Origin of the sequence: Pseudomonas sp. BN607, assembly GCF_029871175.1 — a bacterium.
GTDB lineage: Bacteria > Pseudomonadota > Gammaproteobacteria > Pseudomonadales > Pseudomonadaceae > Aquipseudomonas.
The window spans coordinates 8,864-33,881 of the sequence record NZ_SSOE01000060.1 but is presented as its reverse complement, the minus strand read 5'-3'; the positions used below and the strand labels follow the sequence as shown (position 1 = coordinate 33,881).

General features: G+C 65.5%; 8 protein-coding genes. 4 read left to right on the top strand and 4 right to left on the bottom strand.

What is annotated here, in order from left to right; all coding sequences use genetic code 11:
• Positions 1 to 109: 109 nt before the first annotated feature.
• On the top strand, positions 110 to 553 hold the full coding sequence (locus tag E8E68_RS16870; protein ID WP_266029642.1) for a carboxypeptidase regulatory-like domain-containing protein: 444 nt from the start codon (positions 110 to 112) through the stop codon (positions 551 to 553).
• Positions 554 to 807: 254 nt separating this feature from the next.
• Positions 808 to 1,329 (top strand): acyloxyacyl hydrolase, encoded by a 522-nt coding sequence (locus E8E68_RS16865; protein WP_110745274.1) that lies wholly within the window; start codon positions 808 to 810, stop codon positions 1,327 to 1,329.
• A gap of 31 nt (positions 1,330 to 1,360) precedes the next feature.
• On the opposite strand, the gene E8E68_RS16860 is transcribed toward E8E68_RS16865, so the two are convergent.
• The 4 genes from E8E68_RS16860 to E8E68_RS16845 form a co-directional block, all read right to left on the bottom strand.
• Complete coding sequence (locus tag E8E68_RS16860) at positions 1,361 to 3,487, bottom strand: TonB-dependent siderophore receptor (protein WP_280343011.1); 2,127 nt, start codon at positions 3,485 to 3,487, stop codon at positions 1,361 to 1,363.
• A gap of 172 nt (positions 3,488 to 3,659) precedes the next feature.
• Positions 3,660 to 4,550 carry a universal stress protein gene (locus tag E8E68_RS16855; protein ID WP_266029646.1) on the bottom strand — a complete coding sequence of 297 codons (891 nt, stop codon included), beginning with the start codon at positions 4,548 to 4,550 and terminating at the stop codon, positions 3,660 to 3,662.
• A gap of 44 nt (positions 4,551 to 4,594) precedes the next feature.
• On the bottom strand, positions 4,595 to 6,049 hold the full coding sequence (locus E8E68_RS16850; protein ID WP_266029647.1) for an efflux transporter outer membrane subunit: 1,455 nt from the start codon (positions 6,047 to 6,049) through the stop codon (positions 4,595 to 4,597).
• 15 nt (positions 6,050 to 6,064) lie between these two features.
• Positions 6,065 to 6,847 carry a helix-turn-helix transcriptional regulator gene (locus tag E8E68_RS16845; RefSeq protein WP_266029648.1) on the bottom strand — a complete coding sequence of 261 codons (783 nt, stop codon included), beginning with the start codon at positions 6,845 to 6,847 and terminating at the stop codon, positions 6,065 to 6,067.
• 405 nt (positions 6,848 to 7,252) lie between these two features.
• On the opposite strand from E8E68_RS16845, the gene E8E68_RS16840 reads away from it, so the two are divergent.
• Positions 7,253 to 13,591, top strand: coding sequence for a non-ribosomal peptide synthetase (locus tag E8E68_RS16840; protein WP_280343003.1), 6,339 nt, complete (start codon positions 7,253 to 7,255; stop codon positions 13,589 to 13,591).
• Between the two features lie 274 nt (positions 13,592 to 13,865).
• Positions 13,866 to 25,018, top strand: an 11,153-nt coding sequence (locus E8E68_RS16835) for a non-ribosomal peptide synthetase (RefSeq protein WP_280343349.1), incomplete at its 3' end; no start/stop codon positions are given.

The following is a 25,018-nucleotide window of genomic DNA, read 5'->3' as shown; positions in this document are numbered from 1 at the left end:
ATGGAGTGCTGAGGTGAATTTCATCTACCTGACCGGGCGTCAGCACGAACGCCGCTTTGCGGGGAGGATCAAATAAGAGGTAAGCCATCCTCGAAAGGAGGGTCGTACCATGCGTAACCATCACTATGCCCTCGGCGCTGCCTTGCTGATCACCCTGGCCCTGCCATGGACCCTGGCCGCCGCCGCCGACCTCAATGCCCCCATCGACATGCAGGCGGTGCAGTTGCAACCGCAGGAGCAAAATGGCGTGCGCTACCTGCAGGGCGGTATCGGCCAGGACGAGGCCAATGCCCTGCGCAAAACCACCGGTTATGACCTGCACGTAGAGCTTTCGACCGGCCCGGAAGGCAAGTTCCAGAGCGGGGCTTCAGTCGACATCCAGAATGCTCAAGGCCAGCCCGTGCTCAGCGTCAGCGATGCCGGGCCACTGCTTTACGTGCAACTGCCTCCCGGCAAATACAAGGTCATCGGCAATGCCCAGGGCCAGGCGGTGCAGCAATGGGTGGCCGTGTCAGGCAAGGCCCCCACGACCGTTAACCTCAATTGGCGTTGATGAATAGACGGGCAGGAGTACAGGTGTACTCCTGCCTGGGATAGGGTCACGCCTCGCGAATGCCTGTGCCCGGCAAGGCACATCTTTACCCAGTGTTTTAGCCAATAGTGGCATTTCACTTTCAACTTTCTGATTATCTGGACAATAATCAGAAAAGTATTACTTCGTATGACCGGTCTGGATGCACCGGTCAGCGCAAAACATCGAGGGGCCCAAGCCCCCGCTTGCCGTGTAGACCATCAGGAGAGTCGTTGATGAAAACCCGTCTAGCTGCTTCGCTGGCCGTTGCAGTGCTGGCCTTTGCCGGGGCCGATCTGGTCCAGGCTGCGCAGATATCAGGCGCTGTGGGCGCTACTAGCCAAGGTGACATGACCTATCGTATCGGCATGTCGTTCGACTGGGACAAGAAATGGCTGGAAAGCAGCACTGGCCATGTGAGCGGTTACTGGGATGCGGCCTACACCTATTGGGAAGGTGGCGATGCCAGCGGTGCCCATTCGCTGTCGTTCAGCCCGGTGTTCACGTATGAGTTCAGCGGCTTCACCTACACGCCTTACATCGAAGCCGGTATTGGCCTGGCCGCATTTTCAAAGACCGACGTGGGCGACCAGCAACTGGGGTCGGCGGTCAACTTCGAAGACCGTATCGGCTTTGGCCTGAAGTTGCCGGGAGAACAGAAGGTAGGCATCCGCGCCATGCACTATTCCAACGCCGGGATAAAGCAGCCAAACGACGGCATCGAGTCGTACTCGCTGTTCTACAGCAGAGCTTTCTGACATGACGGGGCCGCAGCGCGGCCCCGGCAATTCAGAAGGTATAGGAAACGCCGGCCTGCACCGTGCGCGGTGCGCCGGGGTATACGTAGCTGTTGAACGCCCCCTCGTCATACCCCTTGTTGAACACGTTTTTCACGTCCAGATTCAATCGCACGTGTTCGTTGACCTTGTAGAAGCTCAACAGGTCGACAACGCTGTAGCGCTCCATCGTGTAGGTGGCTGCCGACGTCTGCCCGGCACGGTCGTCTACATACTTCACGCCCACCCCCAGGCCAAGGCCTTTGACCCGACCATCCTGGAACTCATAGGTGTTGAGCAGGCTGAAGGTGTTGCGCGGGATATTGGCCAGGCGCGTTCCCGTGGGCAGGGTGGTGTCCTTGGTGACTTCGGCGTCCACGTAGGCATAGCCACCGATCACGCGCCATTCGGGGGTAAGGTTGCCAGCGACGTTGATGTCCAGGCCACGGCTGCGCACCTCGCCGGCCGCGACCTTGTAAGTACCCGTAAGGTCGTTCGGGTCGTTGGTCAGTACGTTCTCCTTGACGATGTGGTAGATCGCCGCGTCGACACTCAACTGGCGGTCAAGTGACTCCCATTTCACCCCCAGCTCATAGGATTTGCCCTTTTCCGGGTCAAAACCACCGCCACTGGCGGGCGTGCCCGTATTGGGTTTGAACGAACGTGCGGTGTTGGCGTACACCGCCAGGGTATCGGTCAGGTCGTAGACCAAGCCAAGGCGGGGTGTGACGCCGTTTTCGCCCTTGCTGAAATCGCCTGCATTGTTCAGCTTGTTGTCATAGTCATGCTCGAAACGCTCGAAGCGCACGCCTGCCAATGCCTTCAACCGCTCGGTCAGGGCCACTTGGTCCTGGATGAACACCGCCCAGGTCTGCAGGTTTTCCTTGTCCCAGGTGGTGGTGCGGTCCAGGGCCGGACGCGGCTGGCCCAGTACCGGGTTGTAGATGTCGATCGGGTAGGCGGCCGAGGAACGCTGGATGATCGAGTTGTAGCCGTAGTTCTCGTATTCAACCCCGGTCAACAATGTATGGCTGAAGTTGCCGGTGTCAAAATGCCCGGTCAGGTTCAGCTGCCAGTCGCGGTCGGTCCACTCCAGCTTGCGGTAGTTGAAGTTGCGCTGCAGCGTGCGTCCATCTGCCGGTGCGCCGTTGGCTTCGACAGCGTTGCCCTTGAGCGAGCCATCGAGGAACTGGAACCCGCCAGCCAGCGACCAGTTGTCATTGAGCAGGTGCTCGAAACGCAGCTGCGCCATGTTGTTGTCGTTATGCAGCAGGTTGTCGCTGCCTTTTTCCCAGATGTAGGTGTCGCGCGAGGCGCTGCCGGTTTGGGTGGCGTAGCGGGTCAGGCCGCGGTCCAGCGGGTGGTTGTTGCGCATGAAGTCGCCTTCGAAGACGATCTTCGTGCTGTCGTTGACCTGCCAGCTGACCACTGGCGCCACATCATAGCGCTCGCTTTCGACGTCATCGCGGAAGCTGTCACCGCCTTCGCCAAGCAGGTTCAGCCGGTAGGCCAGCGAGCCGTCCTGGTTGAGCGGCCCGGTGGCGTCGAGGGTAGCGCGGTGCATGCCCTGGTCATCGAACTGGCTGCCGAGGGTGACCTTGGACTCGGGCAGTGGCTGCTTGCTGACCACGTTGAACGTACCGCCCGGGTCACCCCGACCATACAGGCTGCTGGCCGGGCCACGGATCACTTCCAGGCGCTCGACGGTGTTGGCATCCGGTGCGTTGGGGTAGCCGCGGTTGATCGGGAAGCCGTTGCGGTAGAACTCACCGGTGGTGAAACCACGCACGGTGAAGGTGGTCAGGCCCTGGCCGCCGAAATTGTTGGCGCGGCCGACGCCACCGGCGTAATCCAGGCCGTCCTGCAGGCGTGTGGCACCGGTGTCTTCAAGTACGGTCTTGGGCACCACGCTGACCGATTGCGGTGTTTCGTGCAGCGCCGTGTCGGTGCGGGTTGCGCTGGCCGAGCGGCTGGCCTTGTAGCCCACTACCGGGCCATCGGCGCGCTCGCTGTCGGCTGTACTGGTGATGCTCAGGGCCTGGAGTTCGATCTGGGCGGGGTCGCCGAGCGTTTCAGGCTCGGCAAAGGCCAGCGGGGAGACAGCATGAAGCACACAAAGCGAAACGAACGTGCGACGCATCGACGGTACGATCCTGGAGTAGGGCGCTGAGGGATAGGGTGGAGACGCGCCGCGAAACTACTACGAATCATTATCAAATGCATTATTTTTAAGTAGAACTGGTGTACCAGATACCAGCCAGCCTCATCTGTTCAGGGTTCTTCACGGGCATGCCCGCGAAGAACCCGGACCATCAGCGGGCAGCCTTGATCGCCAGCACATTGCACAACGGATGGTCCAGCACATGCGCCGTGGTCCCGCCGAGGAACGTGCGCATGGCGTCATGCCGATGGCTGCCCATCACGATCACATCGGCCCGGCTGTGGCCGACGAACTCGGCAATTGCCCTGATCGCGGCCCCTTCGACGAAGTGCCGGCGCTCGAGCGGGATTTGATGGTGATCGCCCAAGCGGTTGAACGCCGCCCGCTGCGCGGTACGCACGCTGCTATCGAAGCCCGGCATGGTTACGGTGCCTGCGCCGAAATCGGCCATGTGGGTCTTGGCCGCGTCGCACACATGCAGCAGGTGCAGTTCGGCGTTGCACTGCAGGGCCAGGGCATGGGCGCAGTGGATCACCTGCTCGTCCAGGTGTTCGCCTGCACCCAGGCTGTTCAGGTCCACCGCAGCCGCAATTTGCCGAGGCAAGGGCAGGCGTATGTCGCTAACCAAGTGCACGGCGACCGGGCTGTCCTTGAGCAACTGCCAGTCCAGTGGCGTAACCAGCAGGCGCTTGAGTATAGGCTCGTGCTGCACGTCCTTGATGAGCAGGTCGCACCCCAACCGTTCGACGCGCTCCAGCACGCTGCCCAGCGGGTCGCGGGTCAGCAACAGCTCGGTGGATACGTCCAGGCCGGCATTGCCCAGCTGTTCGGCCTCATCGGCCAGCCATTGGCGGTTGTCGCTGAGCAGCCGCTCGCGCTCACGACCATCGCTCATCAGGCCAAAGGTGTCGACGTCGTCGACGAACACGTTGATATCCAGCAGGGCACCGCTGGATTCCGCCAACGCCGCAGCGCGTTGCAGCGCAGGCGTATGACGCATTTGCGGGCCGAGCATGACGAACAGACGTTTGAACTGGCTCATCGCACACCTCCACGTGTGGCAGCCCCCCGGTTACCTGGTTCTGTTCAGTCTAGTCCCCTGCGCGGCGGGTGCGCAGCCTGCATGCTCAGCGTCTGTGGTGTCACCGCATCCTCCTGCCACCCGCCACCCAATGCAGCGTACAGGTTCACCTCCGCCACCAGTTGCGCCAGGCGGTCGTTGATCAACCCCTGCTGGGCACTGAACAACGAGCGCTGCGCGTCAAGGAAGGTGAGGCTGCTGTCCACGCCAATCCGGTAGCGGTGGTCGGCCAGGTCGTAATAGCGATGGCTCGATGCCACCAACTCGCGCTGCGCCTGCAGTTGCCGCTGGTAGGTGCTGCGCGCGGCCAGGCCGTCGGCCACCTCCTGGAAGGCGCGCTGGATGGCCTTTTCGTACTGCGCCACCTGGACGTCCTTCTGTAACCGGGCATAGTCAAGGCTGGCTTGCAGGCCGCCAGCGGTAAAAATAGGCACACTGATCTGCGGCTGGAACAGCCATGTGCCAGAGCCGGCATCGAACAGGCCGTTGAGCTGCGGGCTGGTGCTGCCGGTATTGGCGGTCAGGCTGATGCTGGGGAAGAACGCTGCGCGCGCCGCGCCGATGTTGGCATTGGCCGCGCGCAGCTGGTACTCGGCCTGGAGAATGTCCGGCCGGCGTTGCAGCAGGTCGGAGGGCAACCCGGCGGGCAGCCCGGCAATCTGCTCGGCCGCCAGGGGCAGGGCGGCCAGGTCAGCGGAAACCGGCGCGCCTACCAGCAGCGTCAGCTGGTTGTGGTCCTGCGCCACCTGGCGTTTGTAGCGAGCCACTGCCGCACGGGTACTGTCGACACTGGTACGCGCCTGGATCTGGTCCAGGGCCGAAACCGTGCCAGCGCGGCGTTGGTTGCGGGTCAGACGCAGGCTGCGTTCATCCGCCGCCAGGGTCTCCTTGGCCAGGGTCAGCAGTTCCTGGTCGGCCCGCCAGGTCAGGTACACGCTGGCGACACTGGCCACCAGGCTCAGACGGGTACTCCGGCGTGCCTCTTCGCTGGCCAGGTAAGTCAGCAAGGCCTGGTCGCTAAGGCTGCGGACGCGGCCAAACAGGTCAAGCTCGTAGGCGCTCACCCCCAGCGTGGCGGCATAGGTCGAACTGATCACACCCTGGCCGGTGCCGGTCACGCCCCTTGGCAGATACTCGCGCTCCCCCTGGCCAGTAGCAGAAACCTTAGGCAGCAGGTCGGCGCGCTGGATGCGGTATTGCGCCTGGTAGGCCTGGACGTTCAGCACGGCAGTGCGCAGGTCGCGGTTGTTGACCAGGGCGTTACTGATCAGCTGACGCAACAGCGGATCGTGAAACACCTGCTGCCAGTCGTCTGCAGCCTGATGGATCTGCGAGTCGCCAGTGTAGGCCGGCCCCTGGGGGAACTGCCCAGGCACTGGGGGCGCAGGGGGTTGGTAGGCGGGGGTGAGCGAACAACCGCACAGCAGCGCGGCAAATACAGTAAGCGCATGTCGGGGCATTGCGGGTTCTCGCTTTCAGGCACTGGCCATCCATTTCGCCAGGCCATGCCGACCACTGACTCCCAGCTTGGCGGTGGCTCGCTTGAGGTAGGTTTCGACCGAGCTGGTTTTCACATTCAACCGCTGCGCCATCTCTGGCACGGTGCCGCCGGTCAACAGGCCCAGGCAAACCTCCTGTTCCCGGCTCGACAGCCGCACGGCTTCCTGCGCAAGGCGTTCGCCAAACGACTGGCGCAGCGAACCTGCTTCAATCTCCGCCAACGGCGATCCGCTACGCCGCATAGACCCTTGCTCCAGCAGTTGCCCATGGTGCTCGACCAAGGGCAGCAGGGTGTCGGACAAGCTCTTCAGTTGCGACAACTCGCTCAGGGAGAATGCCCGCTGGCTAGGTGAGCGATGAAAGCTGATCACCCAGCGCTTGCTGCCACTGCAGGACACCAGGTGGCATTGGTGAGCATTCTGGCGCGGATGCAGCGGGCCGGGCGGTGCCCTGAATTCGATCAGCAACGGGTCTTTCATTTGCATGATGCGCTGCAGCAGGGGTTGGCGCAGGCTTTGCGCAGCAGGCCGGGCATTGGCCGCACCGGCGCTGCCCAGCACTTCGATCTGACTGGCATGGGCCTGGTGTGGGTCGAGGGTCCATTCGCTGAGTTCAAGCCGGTGGATGGGCACTTGTGCTTCGACCAGGCGCAACATCTGATCGGCAAAACCCGCGGCGCCAGTCCTGGCAATCAGTTCGCCCAGTTGCAGATACAGCTGTGGATCAGGGCGGTACTCGCGGCTGTCGGTCAGCATCATTCCATGTATTCCTCGGTTCTGGTGATTGCAGCGGGTGGTCTCGCGGTCGAGTCCTCCATGGGCTTGGTGCCGTATTCAAGCCCGCTGCCGGGCAGGCGTCTGTAATGGAAAACCGGGACAGAAAATGGCATCGATTCGAGGCTGTCGGGTTGCCGTGGGGCGAGGGGGCAGTGGGGCCGAAGGATCAATAGCCAGCAAGTTGACGCCAGAAGCGTGGCGAATTCGCCCTGATCGTGGCGTATACCGTGTGCCGTAGGCCATCGGGGGTAGCACGCTGTGGCAAATGTCCTACACGTTTTTAAGCAGCATGCCCCCGGCGAGGATTGTCCGGGTTTATTGGGGCATACGGCCATGGGCAGCAATGCTTGAATCCGCGGATGATCAACCAGAAGGACCTGTCGAATCATGCCTGCCGTCGAAACCTTTGCCCTGACCGTTGCCCAGCGGGACATCTGGCTGGACCAGATCAGCCACGGCAACTCGCCGCTGTACAACATCGGCGCCTATGTCGAACTGCGGGGCAGGGTGGATGCCGAGCAGATCAGCCAAGCGATGCAGCACCTGATCACCGAGCATGATGGCCTGCGCACAGTGGTGGTGACTGACGGTGCGCTTGCCCGCCAGTATTTCGCCGCGCAGATGGACGTGCGCCTAGCAAGACACGACCTGCGCCATGCCGCCGAGCCCTTCGCTGCCGCGCTGGATCTGCTGCACGCGCAGATGCGCACGCCCTACAGCCTGGAGGCCGGCCCGCTGTGGGGGGCAACGCTGATTCGCCTGGCCGAACAACACTACTTGCTGGCGCTGCAGGCGCACCATCTGGTGCTTGACGGCTGGGGTGTGGACCAGTGGTTCAAGCAGCTCGCCGATCATTACCGCCTGTTGCAACGAGGCCTGCCTTTGCCACAGGGTGCGCCTTCCTACCATGCCTTCATCGAGGACGATGCCCAGTATCAGGGGGGCTCGCGCCGTGGGCGTGATCGTGAGTACTGGCTGGCGAGGTACCAGCAGTTGCCCGACGCTCTGTTGGCGCCGCGGGAGCGCCTGCTGGCAGGCGACGCTCTGCCCAGCGGTGCCTTGGAGCAATCATTCGATCGCCCCCTGCTGGCGCGCATGCGGCACCTCGCTGCAGAGCTGCATGCATCGCCGTTCCACGTATTACTGGCCGCGTTGCATGTGTGCGTGACGCGCACCTGGCAGCGCGACGACTGGGTGGTAGGGCTGCCGGTGCGCAACCGCGGCAATGCTCGCTTCAAGTCGACGCTGGGGCTGTTCACCCAGGTCAGCGCACTGCGCATGGGCTTTGGCCGCGCGTGTTCGTTCGCAGCACTGGTGCAGGGTATCCGCGATGCGCTGAAACAGGACTTTCGCCACCAGCGCTTTGCGCTGAGCGAACTCAACCGTAGCCTCGGGGTGCTGCGGGAAGAACGGCCGCAATTGTTCGAGCTGATGGTGTCGTTCGAAGAAGACAGCAATGCCCTGTGCTTCACTGACGCGCCTGCCCACACGGTAATGGTCTGCAACGGCCACGAACCGACGCCGCTGAGTATCCACCTACGTTGCAACCGCCACAGTGACGCGGCGACGCTGCACCTGGTGAACAACCGGGCGTGGTTCACCGATGATGAAGCGCGGGCGCTGGCCGATCGCCTGCTGCACGTGCTGGCGCAAGGGGTGCAGCAGCCGCAGACGCTGCTTGGCGCGTTCGATCTGCTGTCCCGCAGTGAACATGCGGCACTGGAACAGTGGAATGCCACGCGAACACCCTTGGCTGATACGGGCGTGATTCACCACCGCATCCAGGCCCAGGCCATGGCCCGGCCAACCGCAGTGGCTGCGCTGCACAACGGCCAGGCGCTGAGCTATGGCGAGCTCGAGCGGCGTGCCGAACTGCTGGCACAACACCTGGCTGGCCTGGGCGTGAAGCCCGAACGCCGAGTTGCGCTGATCGCCCAGCGCGGGCTCGACACCCTGGTGGGGCTGTTGGCGGTGCTCAAGGCCGGCGCCGCCTACGTGCCGATTGACCCGGCTCATCCACGCGAGCGCTTGGCCTACCTGCTGGAAGACAGCGCACCTGACGTGCTGTTGACCCTTTCCGGGCTGGTTGATCGCCTGCCGGCCCACGGCCTGCCGCAGATCGAGCTGGATCGCTTCGACTGGCACGCCACCTCCGCCCCGGCGTTCGTGTTTGCGGCACAATCCCCGGGCGACCTTGCCTATGTCATCTATACCTCCGGCTCCACCGGCTTGCCCAAGGGGGTGATGGTCGAGCAGGGGATGCTGGCCAATCTGGTCGACTGGCACTGCAGCACCTTCGACCTGGGCCCAGGGCGCCACCAGTCGTGCCTGGCCGGTTTCGGGTTCGACGCCATGGCCTGGGAGGTCTGGCCTGCCTTGTGCAGTGGGGCAACCCTGCACCTGGCGCCTGTGCGCGAGGGTGGCGAAGATATCGATGCCTTGCTCGACTGGTGGCGAGCCCAGCCGCTGGACGTCAGCTTCCTGCCGACGCCGGTGGCCGAGCATGCGTTTGCCCAGGGCGAGCTGCACCCGACCCTGCAAACCCTGCTGGTGGGCGGTGACCGCCTGCGCCGGCTGGCACGCGAGCGGCGCTATCGGGTGGTCAATAACTATGGCCCGACCGAAACCACGGTGGTGGCCAGCTCCGGGGAAGTGGCGGCTGGCGGGCCGTTGCATATCGGTGGCCCGGTGGCCAATACCCGGCTGTACGTGCTCGACGAGCAGCGTAAGCAGCTACCGATTGGTGCGGCGGGTGAACTCTATATTGGCGGCAGGGGGGTTGCCAGGGGCTACCTGAACCGTCCTGAACTGACCGCCGAGCGCTTTGTGCCAGACCCATTCAGCAGCGAGCCGGGCGCACGCATGTACCGCAGCGGTGACCTGGTGCGCTGGCTGGCCGACGGTACGCTGGAATACCTCGGGCGCAATGACGACCAGGTGAAGATCCGCGGTGTACGGGTTGAGCTGGCTGAGATCGAGGCTGCCCTGGCCAGCCATGCGGCGGTACGCGAGTGCGTGGTAATGCTGCGCGACGGCCAGTTGCAGGCTTGGTTCCTCGGTGACCAGCCGGTGACCCCGCGTGCGTTGCGCGAGCACCTTCGGCAACGCCTGCCGGTTGCCTTGCTGCCGGGGGCGTATGTGCGGCTTGGCAACTGGCCACTGACGGCCAATGGCAAGCTCGATCGTCGCGCCTTGCCGACGGCCGACGAAAGCGCCAAGGTGTGCCAGGAATACGAAGCGCCCAAGGGTGAAACCGAACAGCGGTTGGCCCGGCTATGGGCCGAGTTGCTGCATGTCGAGCGGGTTGGGCGCCAGGATCACTTCTTCGAGCTGGGTGGCCACTCGATGCTGGCCGTGCAACTGATCGAGCGCATGCGCCAGCAGGGGTTGCAGGCCAATGTGCAAGTGCTGTTCGGCCAGTCGACCCTGGCCACCGTCGCGGCCAGCGTGACGTTGGTCGATACCAGGGTGGTGCCGCAGAACCGTGTGCCACAGGGTTGCCAGCGGATCACCCCCGACCTGTTGGCGCTGACCGAGCTGGACCAGGCCGCGATCGACCATATCGTTGCCACGGTGCCGGGCGGGGCCGGCAACGTGCAGGAAATCTACCCGCTCGCGCCGTTGCAGCAAGGGCTGCTGTACCACCATGTCACCGATGCACGCGACCCCTACCAGCAGCAGGCGTTGTTTACCTTTTCCAGCCGCGCGCAGTTGCACGCCTTTACCGAAGCGTTGCAGCAAGTGGTCGACCGCCACGACATCCTGCGTACCAGCCTTTGCTGGGAGGGGCTGGAGCAACCCCAGCAGGTGGTATGGCGCCATGCACGCCTGCCGGTCGAGCACTGGCCTGGCCCGGCCGAGCAACTGCGCAGCCATGTTGACCCGCAGCAAAGGCCATTGGACCTGCGTCGGGCACCGCTGATGGCGCTGGTGTGTACCGAAGACACCCGGCCCGGGTGCTGGCTGGGACTGCTGCGGTTCCATCATCTGGTAAACGACGCGGTTTCCCTGCAAGTGCTCTTGGGCGAGCTGGACGCCTTCATGACCGGGCGCGGCGAACACTTGCCCAGGCCGGTCGCTTATCGCGACTACGTGGCGGCCAGCGCCAGTGCCGAACGTCAGGCCGGGCACGAGGTGTTTTTCTGTGCGCAGCTGGCCGGCATCGAGCCTCAGGCAGCCATCCCCGGCCTGGGTGGTGGCGCTACGTTCGACGACATCGACCTGGAGAGCCGTGAGCTGGGCCTGGACCCCGAACGGGTCACCTGGTTGCGCCAGCAGGCACGGCACCATGGGGCTAGCCTGGCCAGCTTGCTGCACCTGGCCTGGGCGCAGGTGCTGGCCACCTTGGGCGGGCGCGACGAGGTGGTCCTCGGTACCGTGTTGCTGGGGCGTAGCCTGGCCGGCCTTGGGGCCGATCGTGCCATGGGCATGTTCATCAACAGCTTGCCGCTGCGGATCACGCTGGCGCAACGCACGCCACGCCAGGCCCTGAGCGAAACCCATGCCGGCCTGGCGGCCTTGCTCGGGCATGAGGATGCGCCGCTGATTCTCGCCCAGCGTTGCAGTGGTCTGCCGGCCGGGACGGCGTTGTTCGACAGCCTGATCAACTATCGCCAGGGGGCCGTGCCGTTCGGTCAGGTGTTGCCCGGCGTGACGCTGGCCGAGGCCAGCGAGGTTCAGAGCCACGGCCTGGTACTGACCGTGGACGAGCAGGCAACTGCGGTGCAACTGGCTGTGCGCGCACCGCGTGCAATCGGTGCGCAACGGGTACTGGACCATCTGTCGAACGCCTTGCAGCAGCTGGGCGAAGCGCTGGCCAGCCACAGCGATGCAGGGTTGCACACACTCTGCACCCTGCCCGAGGGCGAGTTGCGCCATTTGTTGCTAGGCCTCAATGCCAGCGCAGACCTGAGCAGCCCGCTCGGGCAGACCCTGCCCGGGTTGTTCGAGGCGCAGGTACGCCGCTCGCCGCAGGCCATCGCGCTGCAGGCAGATGGGGTCAGCCTCGATTACGCGACCCTGAACGCCCAGGCCAATCGCCTGGCTCACCGCCTGATCGCTCATGGCATAGGCCCAGACACCAAGGTGGCGGTGTGTATCGAGCGCGGTGTCTCGCTGATGATCGCGTTGCTTGGCGTGCTCAAGGCCGGCGGCGCCTACGTGCCGCTGGACCCCGGCTACCCGCAGGAGCGGCTGCGTTACGTGCTGCAGGATTGCGCACCGCTCATGGTGCTGGTGCACGGTGCTACGCAAGGCCTGTTTGCTGCCGGTCATTGCCCGTTGCTCGACCTTGACCACAGCGACTGGCAGGCCGGCCCGGCTAGCGACCCGCAAGTGCCGGGTTTGGGGCCACGGCAGTTGGCCTATGTGATGTACACCTCCGGCTCCACCGGTACGCCGAAGGGGGTGATGATCGAGCACCGCGGGTTGTGCAACCTGATGCACTGGGGCTCGCAGGTCTGCCCGCCACGCCCGGGCGATGCCTTGCTGCAGCGGGCACCGTTTACCTTCGACGGTTCGGTGTGGGAGTTGTTCTGGCCCTTGACGGCCGGTGTGCGCCTGGTACTGGCGCGGCCGGATGGGCACCGCGACCCGGCCTATCTGGTACAGCTGATTCAGGCGCAGCAGGTGAGTATCGTCAAGTTCGTGCCGGCGTTGCTGCATCAGTTTCTCGAACAGCCAGATGCCGAACGGTGCACCAGCTTGACCGACATCTTCTGTGGCGGTGGCGAGCTGACCCTGGCGCTGGTGCAACGGGTGCGACAGTGCTTGCCCAACGTGCGCCTGCACAATGTCTACGGCCCCACCGAGGCCACGGTGGACAGCACCGCCTGGACCTTGCCGCCACACGCACCGCTGCCCACGCAGGCCCCGCCGATTGGCCGGCCGATCGCCAACACGCGTTTGTATGTGCTCGATGCCCATGACCGGCCGGTGCCCCTGGGGGCTGTGGGGCAGCTGCACATTGGCGGCGTCGGCGTGGCGCGAGGCTACCTGGGTTTGCCGCAGCTGGAGGCCGAGCGCTTTATCCCCAGCCCGTTTGTCGAGGGCGACCGCTTGTACCGTACCGGCGACTTGGTACGTTACCGCGCCGACGGTGAACTGGACTTCATTGGCCGCAACGATTTCCAGGTCAAGTTGCGCGGCTTGCGGGTCGAACTGGGCGAAATCGAGGCCGCGCTAACCACGCACCCTGCGGTCGGGCAGGTGGTGGTGCTGATGCGCGAAGAGCGCCTGGTGGCCTATTTCACCTGCAACGATGGCCGGCAGGCGCCGGCACTGGAGGCACTACGCAGCCACCTGCTGGCACGTATGCCCGAGTACATGGTGCCGCAGGCGTTCGTGCGCCTGGTCGAACTGCCCTTGAGCCCGAACGGCAAGGTCGACCGCAAGGCGTTGCCGGCACCCGGTGCCGAGGCCGTAATCAGCCGTGAGTACCAGGCACCACAGGGTGAGCTGGAAACAGCCCTGGCCGGGATCTGGACCGAAGTGCTGAAGATCGAGCAGGTTGGCCGCGACGACAACTTCTTCGAACTGGGGGGGCATTCGCTGCTCGCTGTCAGCCTGGTAGCGCGCATGCGTCAGGCCGGCCTGCATGTGGATGCCCGGACGCTGTTCAGCCAGCCGACGCTCGCGGGGCTGGCGGCCAGCACCCGCCTTGAGCGGGTCGAAGTGGTGGTACCGCAAACGACGATTCCCAGTTTGGGCAAGCGCCGGCGGATCTGAAGGGTTTGGCTTGAGTGCGTGGCGGTGCAGGCATCCCGCATCGCCCGCACTGTTCGCGAGTGAAACACGCGCCCGACCCGGTCCGGGCGGGCCAGTTCTGCGGCATTCGCGTGCGGCCGCTTTCAGCGGTCGCATCGGTATTCGCCCCACCCCAAACCCTTACGACCTACCTTCCAATTCCACCCCTGTCCCCGCTTCCCATGTCAGACCGCCCGGTCACGATCCATTAGCGTGTTCACCATCCCCATTTTCAGGCAAAGCAGGATGCTTACCGATGCACTTCAGCGAACTGATGGCTGCTCTTTCCACCCGTGCGATCCGACTCCAGCGTGAAGACCAGGACCTGATCGTCCTGGGTGACGACGAGACCCTGGACGACCATTTGTGGGAGGCACTGTCGCGGCACAAGCCGGCTTTGCTGGAAATGCTCGCCGAACAGGATGACGACTGGCTCAGCCCGGCATTTCGCATCACACCCGACATGCTGCCCCTGGTAACACTGGATCAACAGGCCATTGATCGTATCGTCGAGAGCGTGCCAGGTGGCGCGGCCAACGTGCAGGACATCTACCCGCTGGCCCCGTTGCAGCAGGGCATGCTCTACCACCACCTGTCCGCCAGCAACGGCGACCCGTACCTGTCGCAGGTGCAACTGCACTTTGCCAGCAAGGCCCACCTGGAAGCCTTCGCCCAGGCGCTGCAATGGGTCATTCAGCGTCACGACATTCTGCGCACCGCCTTGCACTGGGAGTGCCTGGATGCCCCCGTACAAGTGGTTTGGCGCGAAGCGGCACTGCTGCGCGAGGCCGTGCCGCTGAACGGGCGCAGCGCACTGGCTGGCCTGTGCCGGCGTTACGATCCGCGCCACTACCGCCTCGACCTGCGCCAGGCGCCGCTGATGCAGTTGATGCATGCCCAAGGGGAGGGCGACGAGTGGGTAGCCCTGCTGATGTTCCATCACGTGATCATGGACCACACTGCGCTGGATATCGTCCGCCGTGAAATCCAGGCGCACCTGGCTGGCACAGCGGCACAGCTGGCGGCCCCCATGCCGTTTCGCAATGTGCTCGCGGCCGCCCGCCAGGCCCTCGACGAACAGGCACACCAGGCCTTTTTCAGCGAGATGCTGGCTGATATCGATGAGCCCACGCTTGCCTTCGGCTTGCAGGATATACCCGACATACCGCTGCAGCAGGCGCGTCTGACCCTTGAACCCGCGCTCAGCCAGCGCCTGCGCAAGCAGGCCCGGCTACTCGGGGTCAGCCCTGCCAGCGTGCTGCACCTCGGGTTCGCCCGGCTGATCGGCCAGCTTTCGGCGCGCCAGGCGGTCGTGTTCGGTAGCGTGCTGCTGGGGCGCATGACCACCGGTGATGGTGGCGAGCAGGCGCTGGGCATGTTCATCAACACCCTGCCGCTGCGCATCGACCTGGGCCAGTACAGTGTGCACGACGGGCTGCTGACCACACATCGCCGGCTCAGTGCCTTGCTCGGCCACGAGCAGGCATCGCTGGCCCTGGCCCAGCGGTGCAGTGGCGTGGCAGCCCCGGCGCCGCTGTTCAACAGCATGCTCAACTACCGCCACAGTGACGCCGGGGATGCCGCCGAAGTCATCCCCGTGGCCCCCGGCATCGATATCGTCGGCGCCGAGGAGCGTACCGATTACCCACTGACCGTCAGTGTCGATGACCTGGGAGAAGACCTGCGCCTGACCGTGCAGTGCCTGCCCGAATGGAATGCAGTACGCCTGTGCAACCAGTTCGAGCACGTGCTGGCCAGCCTGGTCGACGCCCTTGAGCAGGCACCCGGCACACCGTTGCAGGCCCTGGCGGTACTGCCGCCGGCAGAGCGCGAGCAGGTGCTGCAGCGGTTCAACGACAGCAGCCGGCAGTACCCGCAAGGCCAGACCGTGCATGCGCTGGTCGAAGCCCAGGTGGCCCGGGCACCCGAAGCACTGGCGGTGACGCAGGACGGCCAGGCGCTGAGCTACGCAGCGCTGAATCGCCAGGCCAACCGGCTGGCTCACCAGTTGATCGCGCGCGGCGTTCAGCCGGGTGACCGGGTCGCCCTGTGCCTGCCGCGCAACGCCAGCCGGGTGGTCGGCTTGCTGGGCGTGCTCAAGGCCGGCGCTGCCTACGTGCCGGTTGACCCGGGCTACCCGGCGGAACGCATCGCCTACCTGCTGAGCGACAGCGCCCCCGCGCTGGTATTGGCGGAAACGTCCATCGACGGCTTGCCGGACGAACGCCTGCGGCTGGACCTGGACCAGGCTGAGGCCTTTGCCGATGACGACAGCAACCCGCTGATACCTGGCCTGGATGCGCAGCAACTGGCCTACCTGGTTTACACCTCCGGGTCCACCGGCCAGCCCAAGGGCGTGATGATCGAACATCACGCCTTGGCCAACCTGGTGCATTGGCACTGCCAGGCCTTTGCCGTGGGGGCCGCCACACATGCCTCCAGCGTCGCCGGTTTTGGCTTCGACGCCATGGCCTGGGAAGTGTGGCCAGCCCTGTGCGCTGGCGCCACGCTGCACCTGCCACCCCAGCCTATCGGCAATGAACATGTCGAAGAGTTGCTCGACTGGTGGCTGCAGCAACCCCTGACGGTGAGCTTCCTGCCTACCCCGGTCGCCGAGCAGGCGCTGCGCCGCGACCACCAGCACCCGACCCTGCGCACCTTGCTGGTCGGTGGCGACCGCCTGCGCCAGTTCGACCGTGATCCGGGCTTTGCCCTGGTCAACAACTATGGCCCGACCGAAACCACGGTGGTGGCAACCTCAGGGCAGATCACCCCCGGCGGTAGCCTGCATATCGGCCAGCCGGTTGCCAATACCCGGGCCTACGTGCTGGACGAAGGGCTGCAGCCCGTCCCCGTTGGCGTTACCGGCGAGCTGTATATCGGCGGGGCGCAGGTAGCACGCGGCTACTTCAATCGGCCGGAACTGACCGAACAACGCTTCCTGCCCGACCCGTTCAGCACCCAGGCCAACGCCCGCATGTACCGCAGCGGTGACCTGGTGCGCTGGAACGCGGAGGGTACCCTCGAGTACGTCGGCCGCAACGACGACCAGGTGAAGATCCGCGGTGTACGGGTGGAGCTTGGCGAGATCGAAGCGGCAATGACTGCGCAACCGGAAATTGCCGATGCGGTGGTGCTGGTGCGCGGCGAACGCCTGCTGGCCTGGTACACCGAAACTGCGCCGGTCGACCCGCTCACCCTGCGCGCAACCCTGCAGCGGAGCTTGCCGGCGCACCTGCTGCCGCTGGCGTTCACCCGCCTGGACAAGCTGCCGCTGACCGGCCACGGTAAACTGGACCGTAACGCACTCCCTGAGCCAGCGGCGGGCGCGCTGTTTGGCCAGCAGTACGAGGCGCCGCAGGGTGCAACCGAGACAGCCATGGCGCAGGTATGGGCCGACGTGCTCGGGGTAGACCGGGTAGGGCGACACGACAATTTCTTTGAACTGGGCGGCCATTCGCTGCTGGCCGTGACCCTGGTCGAGCGCCTGCGCAAGGCCGATCTGGTCATCGACGTGCGGGTACTGTTCGGCCAGCCGACCCTGGCAGCGCTGGCCGCCGCAGTGGGGGCTAGGCAGGCGGTCGAAGTGCCGGTCAACCGGGTACCCGCCGATGCTGCGCATATCACCCCGGACATGCTCAGCCTGATCCGGCTGGATCAGGCCGTGATCGACCGGGTGGTCGCCAGCGTACCCGGTGGTGCGGCCAACGTGCAGGAAATCTACCCATTGGCACCGCTGCAACAGGGGGTGCTCTACCACCACCTGAGCGCCGGGCAGGGCGACCCCTACCTGCTGCAGACCCGGCTGGCGTTCGACAGCGTCGAACGGCTGCTGGCCTGGGCGGGCGCCTTGCAACAGGTGATCGATCGCCACGACATCCTGCGTATCGCTGTGCACTGGGAAGGCCTGCCGCAGCCGGTGCAAGTGGTGTGGCGCAAGGCGCACCTGAGCGTCACCGAAGTCACTGACCTGCCCGAACAACCCGGTGTCGCCCGCATCGAGCAGTTGCACGCCCGTTATGACGCCCGTCATCACCGCATGGACCTTGGTCAGGCGCCGCTGACGCGGCTTTACTACAGCATGGACCCCGCCAACCACCAGGTGGTAGCGGTTCTGCTGTTCCATCATCTGACCCTCGACCACACCGCCATGGACGTGGTCGCCCGGGAAATGCGTGCGCTGTTGTTCGGTGAGGGGCACACCCTGCCGCCTGCGGTGCCGTATCGCAATTACGTGGCGCAGGCCTGCCTGAGCGACCAGGGCGGGCATGAAGCGTTCTTCCGCGAAATGCTCGCTGAGGTGGCGGAACCAACCTTGCCGCTGGGCCACGCCGATGTGCAAGGCGAGGGTCGAGATATCGAAAGCGCAAGCCAGGCGCTGGACCCGGCCCTGGCATTGCGCCTGCGCAACCAGGCCCGGCAACTGGGCGTCAGTGCCGCCAGCCTGATGCACCTGGCCTGGGCCCGTGTGCTTGGCGTGCTGGCCAGCCGCGATGACGTAGTGTTCGGCACCGTGCTGATGGGCCGTCTGCAAGGCGGCGAGGGCGCTGATCGGGCCTTGGGCATGTTCATCAACACCCTGCCGCTGCGGGTGGACACGACTGTGCAGGTACAGGCTGCCGTGCGCGCGACCCACCGCAGCCTGTCGGCGCTGCTGGCCCATGAACATGCGCCGCTGGCGCTAGCCCAGCGCTGCAGCAGCGTTCCGGCCTCGGTACCGCTGTTCAGCGCCTTGCTGAACTATCGCCACAGCGCCGACGATGCGCCGCGAGAAGGCGAGGGTATCTGGGCGGGGGTACGCCTGCTCGGAGGCGAAGAGCGCAGCAACTACCCGTTGACCCTCAGCGTCAACGACCTGGGCCGCGATTTCACCTTCAGCGTGCTGGCCCTGCCGGCGATCGGCGCGGCGCGGGTGGCCATGTGGATGGCCAACGCCGTGGCGCAGTTGGTCCAGGCGTTGGAACAAGGCCAGGCTACCTCCCTCGCCAGCCTGCCGGTTCTTGGTGATGAGGCCCTTCAACAGCTGGTTGGCCGCTTCAATGCAACCGCGCAGGCTTACCCGCAAGGGCACACCGTACATGCCCTGATCGAAGCCCGCGCCGCCAGTACGCCCGATGCCACTGCCGTGACCCAGGGCGACCGGGCGCTCAGCTACGGCGAGCTGAACCGACGCGCCAACCAGCTGGCACACCGGCTGATCGCCGATGGTGTGCAGTGTGGTGACCGGGTTGCCCTGTGCACGGGCCGCCACGCCGAACGCATCATCGGCCTGCTTGCAGTGCTCAAGACAGGTGCGGCGTATGTACCGGTCGACCCGGCGTATCCGGCCGATCGCATTGCCTACCTGCTGAGCGACAGTGCGCCGAAACTGGTGCTGGCCGATGCGCACATCATCGGCCTGCCAGGCGAAATCCCCCGGCTGGACCTCGATCAGCCAGAGGCATTCCACAGCCAGGCCGAGAACCCACAGGTACCCGGCCTGGATGCCCACCAACTGGCTTACCTGGTGTACACCTCCGGCTCCACGGGTCAGCCCAAAGGCGTCATGGTCGAGCACCATATGCTGGCCAACCTGGTGCACTGGCATTGCCAGGCTTTTGCCCTGGAAGCCGGTGCACGCACGTCGAGCGTGGCCGGCTTCGGTTTCGACGCCATGGCCTGGGAGGTGTGGCCGGCCTTGTGTGCCGGTGCCACCGTGCACCTGCCGCCCGCACACATCGGCAATGAACACGTCGAAGAGCTGCTGGACTGGTGGCTGGCGCAGCCATTGACAGTCAGTTTCCTGCCTACGCCGGTTGCCGAGCAGGCATTGCACCGTGCCCAGCAGCACCCGACCTTGCGCACCTTGCTGGTGGGAGGCGACCGGCTGCGCCAATTCGACCGCGACCCCGGGTTCGCCCTGGTCAACAACTACGGCCCGACCGAAACCACCGTCGTCGCCACCTCTGGCGTATTGCTGCCGGGCGGTGCACTGCACATTGGCAAACCCATCGCCAACACCCGTGCCTACGTACTGGACCAGCGGCTCCAGCCGGTGCCGGCAGGTGTCACTGGCGAGCTGTACATCGGCGGCGCCCAAGTGGCGCGCGGCTACTTCAACCGCCCCGAACTGACCGAGCAGCGGTTCCTTGCCGACCCGTTCAGCCGCCTGCCGGGCGCACGCATGTACCGCAGCGGCGACCTGGTGCGCTGGAACGCTGACGGCACCCTGGACTACCTTGGCCGCAACGACGACCAGGTGAAGATCCGCGGCGCGCGCGTGGAGTTGGGTGAGATCGAGGCCGCCGTGGCTGCCCAGCCGGGCATCCGCGACGCTGTGGTACTGGTGCGCGACGACCGCCTGCTGGCCTGGTTCACCGCAACCGCACCGGTCGCGACCGAGGGCCTGCGCCAGGCGCTGCAGGCCAGCCTGCCGGCGCATATGGTGCCGCAAGCCTTCATCTGCCTGGAAGAACTGCCGCTGACCAGCCATGGCAAGCTGGACCGCCGCGCGCTACCCGAACCGGCCTCGGCCGACCTTGTCGGGCAGGGCTATGAGGCACCCCAGGGTGAAACCGAAGCCGCGATGGCCCTGACATGGGCCGACGTGCTGGGTGTGGAGCGGGTAGGGCGCCACGATAACTTCTTCGCGCTGGGCGGCCACTCGCTGCTGGCGGTCAGCCTGATCGAGCGCCTGCGTCAGCAGGGCCTGCCTACCGACGTGCGGGTGCTGTTCGGCCAGCCTACGGTAGCGTCCCTGGCGGCTGCGATGGGCCAAGGCCGGCAAGTGCTCGTGCCTGAAAACCGCATTCCAACCGGGTGCACGCAGATCACCGCCGACATGCTGCCATTGTTGGTGCTCGACCAGGCCGCTATCGAGCGCATCGTCGCAGCGGTACCGGGTGGCGCTGCCAATGTGCAGGACATCTACCCGCTGGCACCTCTGCAGGAAGGTATTTTGTACCACCACCTGAGTGCCGCTGGTGAAGATCCCTATCTGCTGCAATGGCCCATCGTTTTTGACAGCCAGGCACGCCTGCAGGCCTTCGCAGCTGCCTTGGACAACGTCATCGAACGCCACGATGTACTGCGCACGGCCGTGCTCTGGGAGGGCTTGGCGCAGCCCGTCCAGGTGGTACTGCGCAATGCGAGCCTGGCACTGCCTGCTGCAGGGGCAACCTTGTGCCGTGAAGAACCCGGCACCACGCTCGACCTCAGCCGACCGCCCCTGATCCGCCTGTGCTGTAGCGAATCCGCCGGCCCTGTCGAAGCCACGCTACAATTCCACCACATCGTCCTGGACCACACCGCAATGAAAGTGGTGCTGGCCGAAATCCGCGACCACCTGCACGGCCTGCAGCCTGCCCGGGCGCCTGTGCCATACCGCAACTACGTGGCCCAGGCCCGCCTGGGCATCAGCGAAGCAGAACACGAAGCCTTCTTCCGCGCCCAACTTGCCGATATCGACGAAGCGACCTTGCCCTACGGCCTGACCGACCTGCAGGGCCAGGCCCAGCACTTTGAGCTGGCCAGCATGACGTTGCCCGCTACCCAGTACCAGCGCCTGCGCAGCCAGGCCCGGCAACTGGGTGTGAGTGCCGCCAGCCTGCTGCACCTGGCATGGGCCCGGCTGGTAGCCGCCACCAGCGGTAAATCCAGCGTAGTCTTCGGCACGGTACTGCTTGGCCGGCTGCAAGGCGGGGCCGGCGCCGAACGTGGCCTGGGCATGTTCATCAATACCTTGCCATTGCGCCTAGACCTGCACGGGGTGAGCGTGCTCGAAGGGGTCACCCAGGCCCATCAGCGCCTGGCTGCGCTGCTGGTGCATGAACACGCTTCGCTGGCCCTGGCCCAGCGTTGCAGTGGGGTGGCGGCACCAGCGCCGCTGTTCAGCGCCATGCTCAACTACCGCCACGGCGGCACCGCCAGCGAGCAGCAGGCGCGCGATCAAGCCCTGGCAGGCATCCAGGTGCTGCCCGCACGCGGGCATGGCAATTACCCCGTCAGCGTCAACGTCGATGACCTGGGCGACGGCCTGCGCATCAGCGCCCAGGTTACCCCGCAAGTGGGCGCCGAGCGCGTGTGCGGCCAGCTGCAGCAGGTGCTTGTAGGCCTGCTGGACGCACTCGAGCAGCAACCACAGCTGCCTGTGCAGCAGCTTTCGTTGCTTGCAGACGACGAGCGTCTAGCGTTGCTGGCCGGGCATCCGCCGCAGCCATATGTGGAACAGCCGTTGCACAGCCTGTTCGAGGCGCAGGTACGGCGCTCGCCAGACAGCATTGCCCTGGTGGCCGAAGACGGCCAGTTGAGCTATCGCCAGCTGAACGACCAGGCCAACCGCCTGGCGCACCACTTGATCGGCATGGGCGTCAAACCCGACGATCGTGTGGCGATCTGTGTCGAGCGCGGTTTGAGCCTGGTGGTCGGCCTGCTGGCGACCCTCAAGGCGGGGGCTGCCTATGTGCCGGTGGACCCGGGCTATCCCGCCGAACGCGTGCGCCATATGCTGGCCGACAGTGCCCCGCGGGCAGTGCTGGTCCAGGCGGCCACCCGTGATGTGGCAGCTGTCGCAGCGCTGCCGCGGATCGACCTGGACCAGCCGTGCTGGCAGCGGCAGCCAGCCAGCAACCCGGTCGTGGCCGGGCTGACGCCGCGCCACCTGGCCTATGTGATCTACACCTCCGGTTCCACCGGCCTGCCCAAGGGGGTGATGGTCGAGCACCGCAACGTGGTCAATCTGGTGCAGTGGAGCCGCCGGCTGTGCCCGGCAGCGGCCGCGGGCGGCGTGCTGCACAAGACGCCGATCAGTTTCGACGCCTCGGTCTGGGAGCTGTTCTGGCCGCTGTGCAGCGGGTTGCGCCTGGTACTGGCGCGGCCGAACGGCCAGCACGACCCTGCCTACCTGGCACAGTTGATCCAGGCGCAGCAGGTAGGCGTGGTGCAGTTCGTGCCGGCGTTGCTCCAGCAATTCATCGAACAGCCCCAGAGCAGCCACTGCACGTCGCTGACCGACATCGTGTGCGGCGGCGGCGAGCTGAGCGCAGCGTTGGCGGCCCAGGTGCGCCAACAGTTGCCGCAGGTGCGCCTGCACAACGTCTACGGCCCTACCGAGGCCACGGTCGATTGCAGCGTGTGGACACTGGAGCCCGGCGCCGCCTTGGCCCAAGGTCCGTTGCCGATCGGCCAGGCAATCGACAATACCCGGCTTTATGTGCTGGATGCCTATGACCAGCTTGTGCCGTGGGGTGTCGCCGGGCAACTGCACATCGGCGGCGCGGGGGTGACGCGTGGTTACCTGGGCCTGCCCGAGCTGCAGGCCGAGCGCTTCATTGCCAGCCCCTTTGTCGCGGGCGAACGGCTGTACCGCAGCGGCGACCTGGTGCGGCTGACCCAGGACGGCGACCTGATGTTCCTTGGCCGTATCGACCAGCAGATCAAGCTGCGTGGCTTGCGTATCGAGCCGGGCGAAATCGAAGCCTGCCTAAGCCGGGTAGCGGGTGTCCGCCAGGCAGTTGTGCTAGCGGTCGAGGACGCCCGGCTGGTGGCCTACTACACCGGCACTGCGCAGCCCGCAGACGACCTGCGCCAGGCATTGCAGGCACACCTGCCCGACTACATGGTGCCGGCCCTGTACATCCACCTCGAGCAATTGCCTCTTACGCCGAATGGCAAGCTCGACCGCAAGGCGCTGCCAGCACCGGATGCGGCCCTGCACGGGCGGCCCTACGCGGCGCCGTCAGGCCCGACCGAAACCTTGCTGGCCCGGCTGTGGAGCGAATTGCTGGGTATCGGACAGGTCGGCCGGCACGACAACTTTTTCGAACTGGGCGGCCATTCATTGCTGGCCGTGAGCCTGACCGCACGTTTGCGCCTTGAAGGCCTGCAGGCCGATGTGCGCACGCTGTTCGGCCAGCCGACCATTGCTGCGCTTGCCGCCACCCTGGGCGCCGACCAGCAGGTAGATGTACCCGAAAACCGAATCCCGCCAGGCTGCACGCAAATTACCCCGCAGTTGCTCAGCCTGATCGAGCTCGACCAGCCTGCCATTGAGCGCATCGTCGCCCAGATACCGGGCGGTGTTACCAACGTACAAGACATTTATCCACTGGCGCCGCTACAGGAGGGCATCCTCTATCACCACCTGAGCGCCGAGCATGACCCTTACGTGCTGTACTCCAGGCTACGTTTCGCCAGCCGTGAGCGCCTGCAAGCGTTTGCTGACGCGCTGGACCACGTCATCGCCCGCCACGATGTGCTGCGCACTGCCGTGCTCTGGGAAGGCCTGCCGCAACCTGTGCAGGTGGTCCTGCGCGCAGTCGCACCGGTTGTGCAAGCGCCCCGTGCTCGCGCGGAGTCCGACGCAGGTCTCGATCTGACCCAGGCCCCACTGATCCGCCTGCTGTACACGGACGCGGACGGCCCGATCGAAGCTACCCTGCAGTTCCACCACATCGTTCTCGATCACACCGCCCTGGAAGTGGTCGGCGAGGAGCTGAGCGCCTATCTGCAAGGCGGCCCGGCACCCATCCATAAGCCGGTGCCATACCGCAACTACGTGGCCCAGGCCCGGCTGGGCATCAGCCAGGCCGATCACGAGGCGTTTTTCCGCGCGCAACTGGCGGATATCGACGCACCCACCCTGCCGTTCGGCCTGGGTGACGTACAAGGCGACGGCCGCGACCTGCAAGAGGCCAAGCGGCCGCTCTCGGGCGAACTTGCCACGCGCCTGCGGCAGCAGGCCAGGCAGCTGGGCATCAGCGTCGCCAGCCTGTTCCACTTGGCCTGGGCGCGTTTGCTGGCGGCTGCCAGCGGCCAGGAGCGGGTGGTGTTCGGCACCGTGCTGCTCGGCCGCCTCCAGGGCGGTGAGGGTGCGGAGCGGGCATTGGGTATGTTCATCAACACCTTGCCGCTGCGCGTTGACCTCGCCAACTGTGGCCTGCGCAGCGCGGCCCGGGACGTGCACCAGCGCCTGAGCGCACTGCTGGTCCACGAACATGCCTCGCTGGCCTTGGCCCAGCGTTGCAGTGGCGTTGCTGCACCGTTGCCGCTGTTCAGCGCCATGCTCAACTACCGCCACGGCGCCGAGCCCGATGCCACGCAGCGTCGGGGCTGGGAAGGCATCGAAGTGCTGGAAGGGCAGGAGCGCACCAACTACCCGTTGAGCCTGAACGTGGATGACTTGGGGGACGGCTTCCGCCTGGTTGCCATGACCCCGGCCGAGATTGGCGCAGCGCGCATCTGCGGGCAGATGGCGCAGTTGCTGCAAGCCATGGTCGAGGCACTGGAGCACGAACCGGACCTGCCAGTGCAGCGCTTGCCGGTGTTGCCGGCTGAGGAACGCCAGCGGGTGCTGGTTGACTTCAACGCCACGGCCGTTGACTACGACCTTGAACAAACCTTGCACGGCATGATCGAGGCGCAGGTTGCGCG

Bases quoted from the DNA above. Each gene is read 5' to 3' on its own strand.
- E8E68_RS16865 (WP_110745274.1), top strand. From the start codon at position 808: ATGAAAACCCGTCTAGCTGCTTCGCTGGCCGTTGCAGTGCTGGCCTTT.
- E8E68_RS16845 (WP_266029648.1), bottom strand. From the start codon at position 6,847: ATGATGCTGACCGACAGCCGCGAGTACCGCCCTGATCCACAGCTGTAT.
- E8E68_RS16855 (WP_266029646.1), bottom strand. From the start codon at position 4,550: ATGAGCCAGTTCAAACGTCTGTTCGTCATGCTCGGCCCGCAAATGCGT.
- E8E68_RS16840 (WP_280343003.1), top strand. From the start codon at position 7,253: ATGCCTGCCGTCGAAACCTTTGCCCTGACCGTTGCCCAGCGGGACATC.
- E8E68_RS16860 (WP_280343011.1), bottom strand. From the start codon at position 3,487: ATGCGTCGCACGTTCGTTTCGCTTTGTGTGCTTCATGCTGTCTCCCCG.
- E8E68_RS16850 (WP_266029647.1), bottom strand. From the start codon at position 6,049: ATGCCCCGACATGCGCTTACTGTATTTGCCGCGCTGCTGTGCGGTTGT.
- E8E68_RS16870 (WP_266029642.1), top strand. From the start codon at position 110: ATGCGTAACCATCACTATGCCCTCGGCGCTGCCTTGCTGATCACCCTG.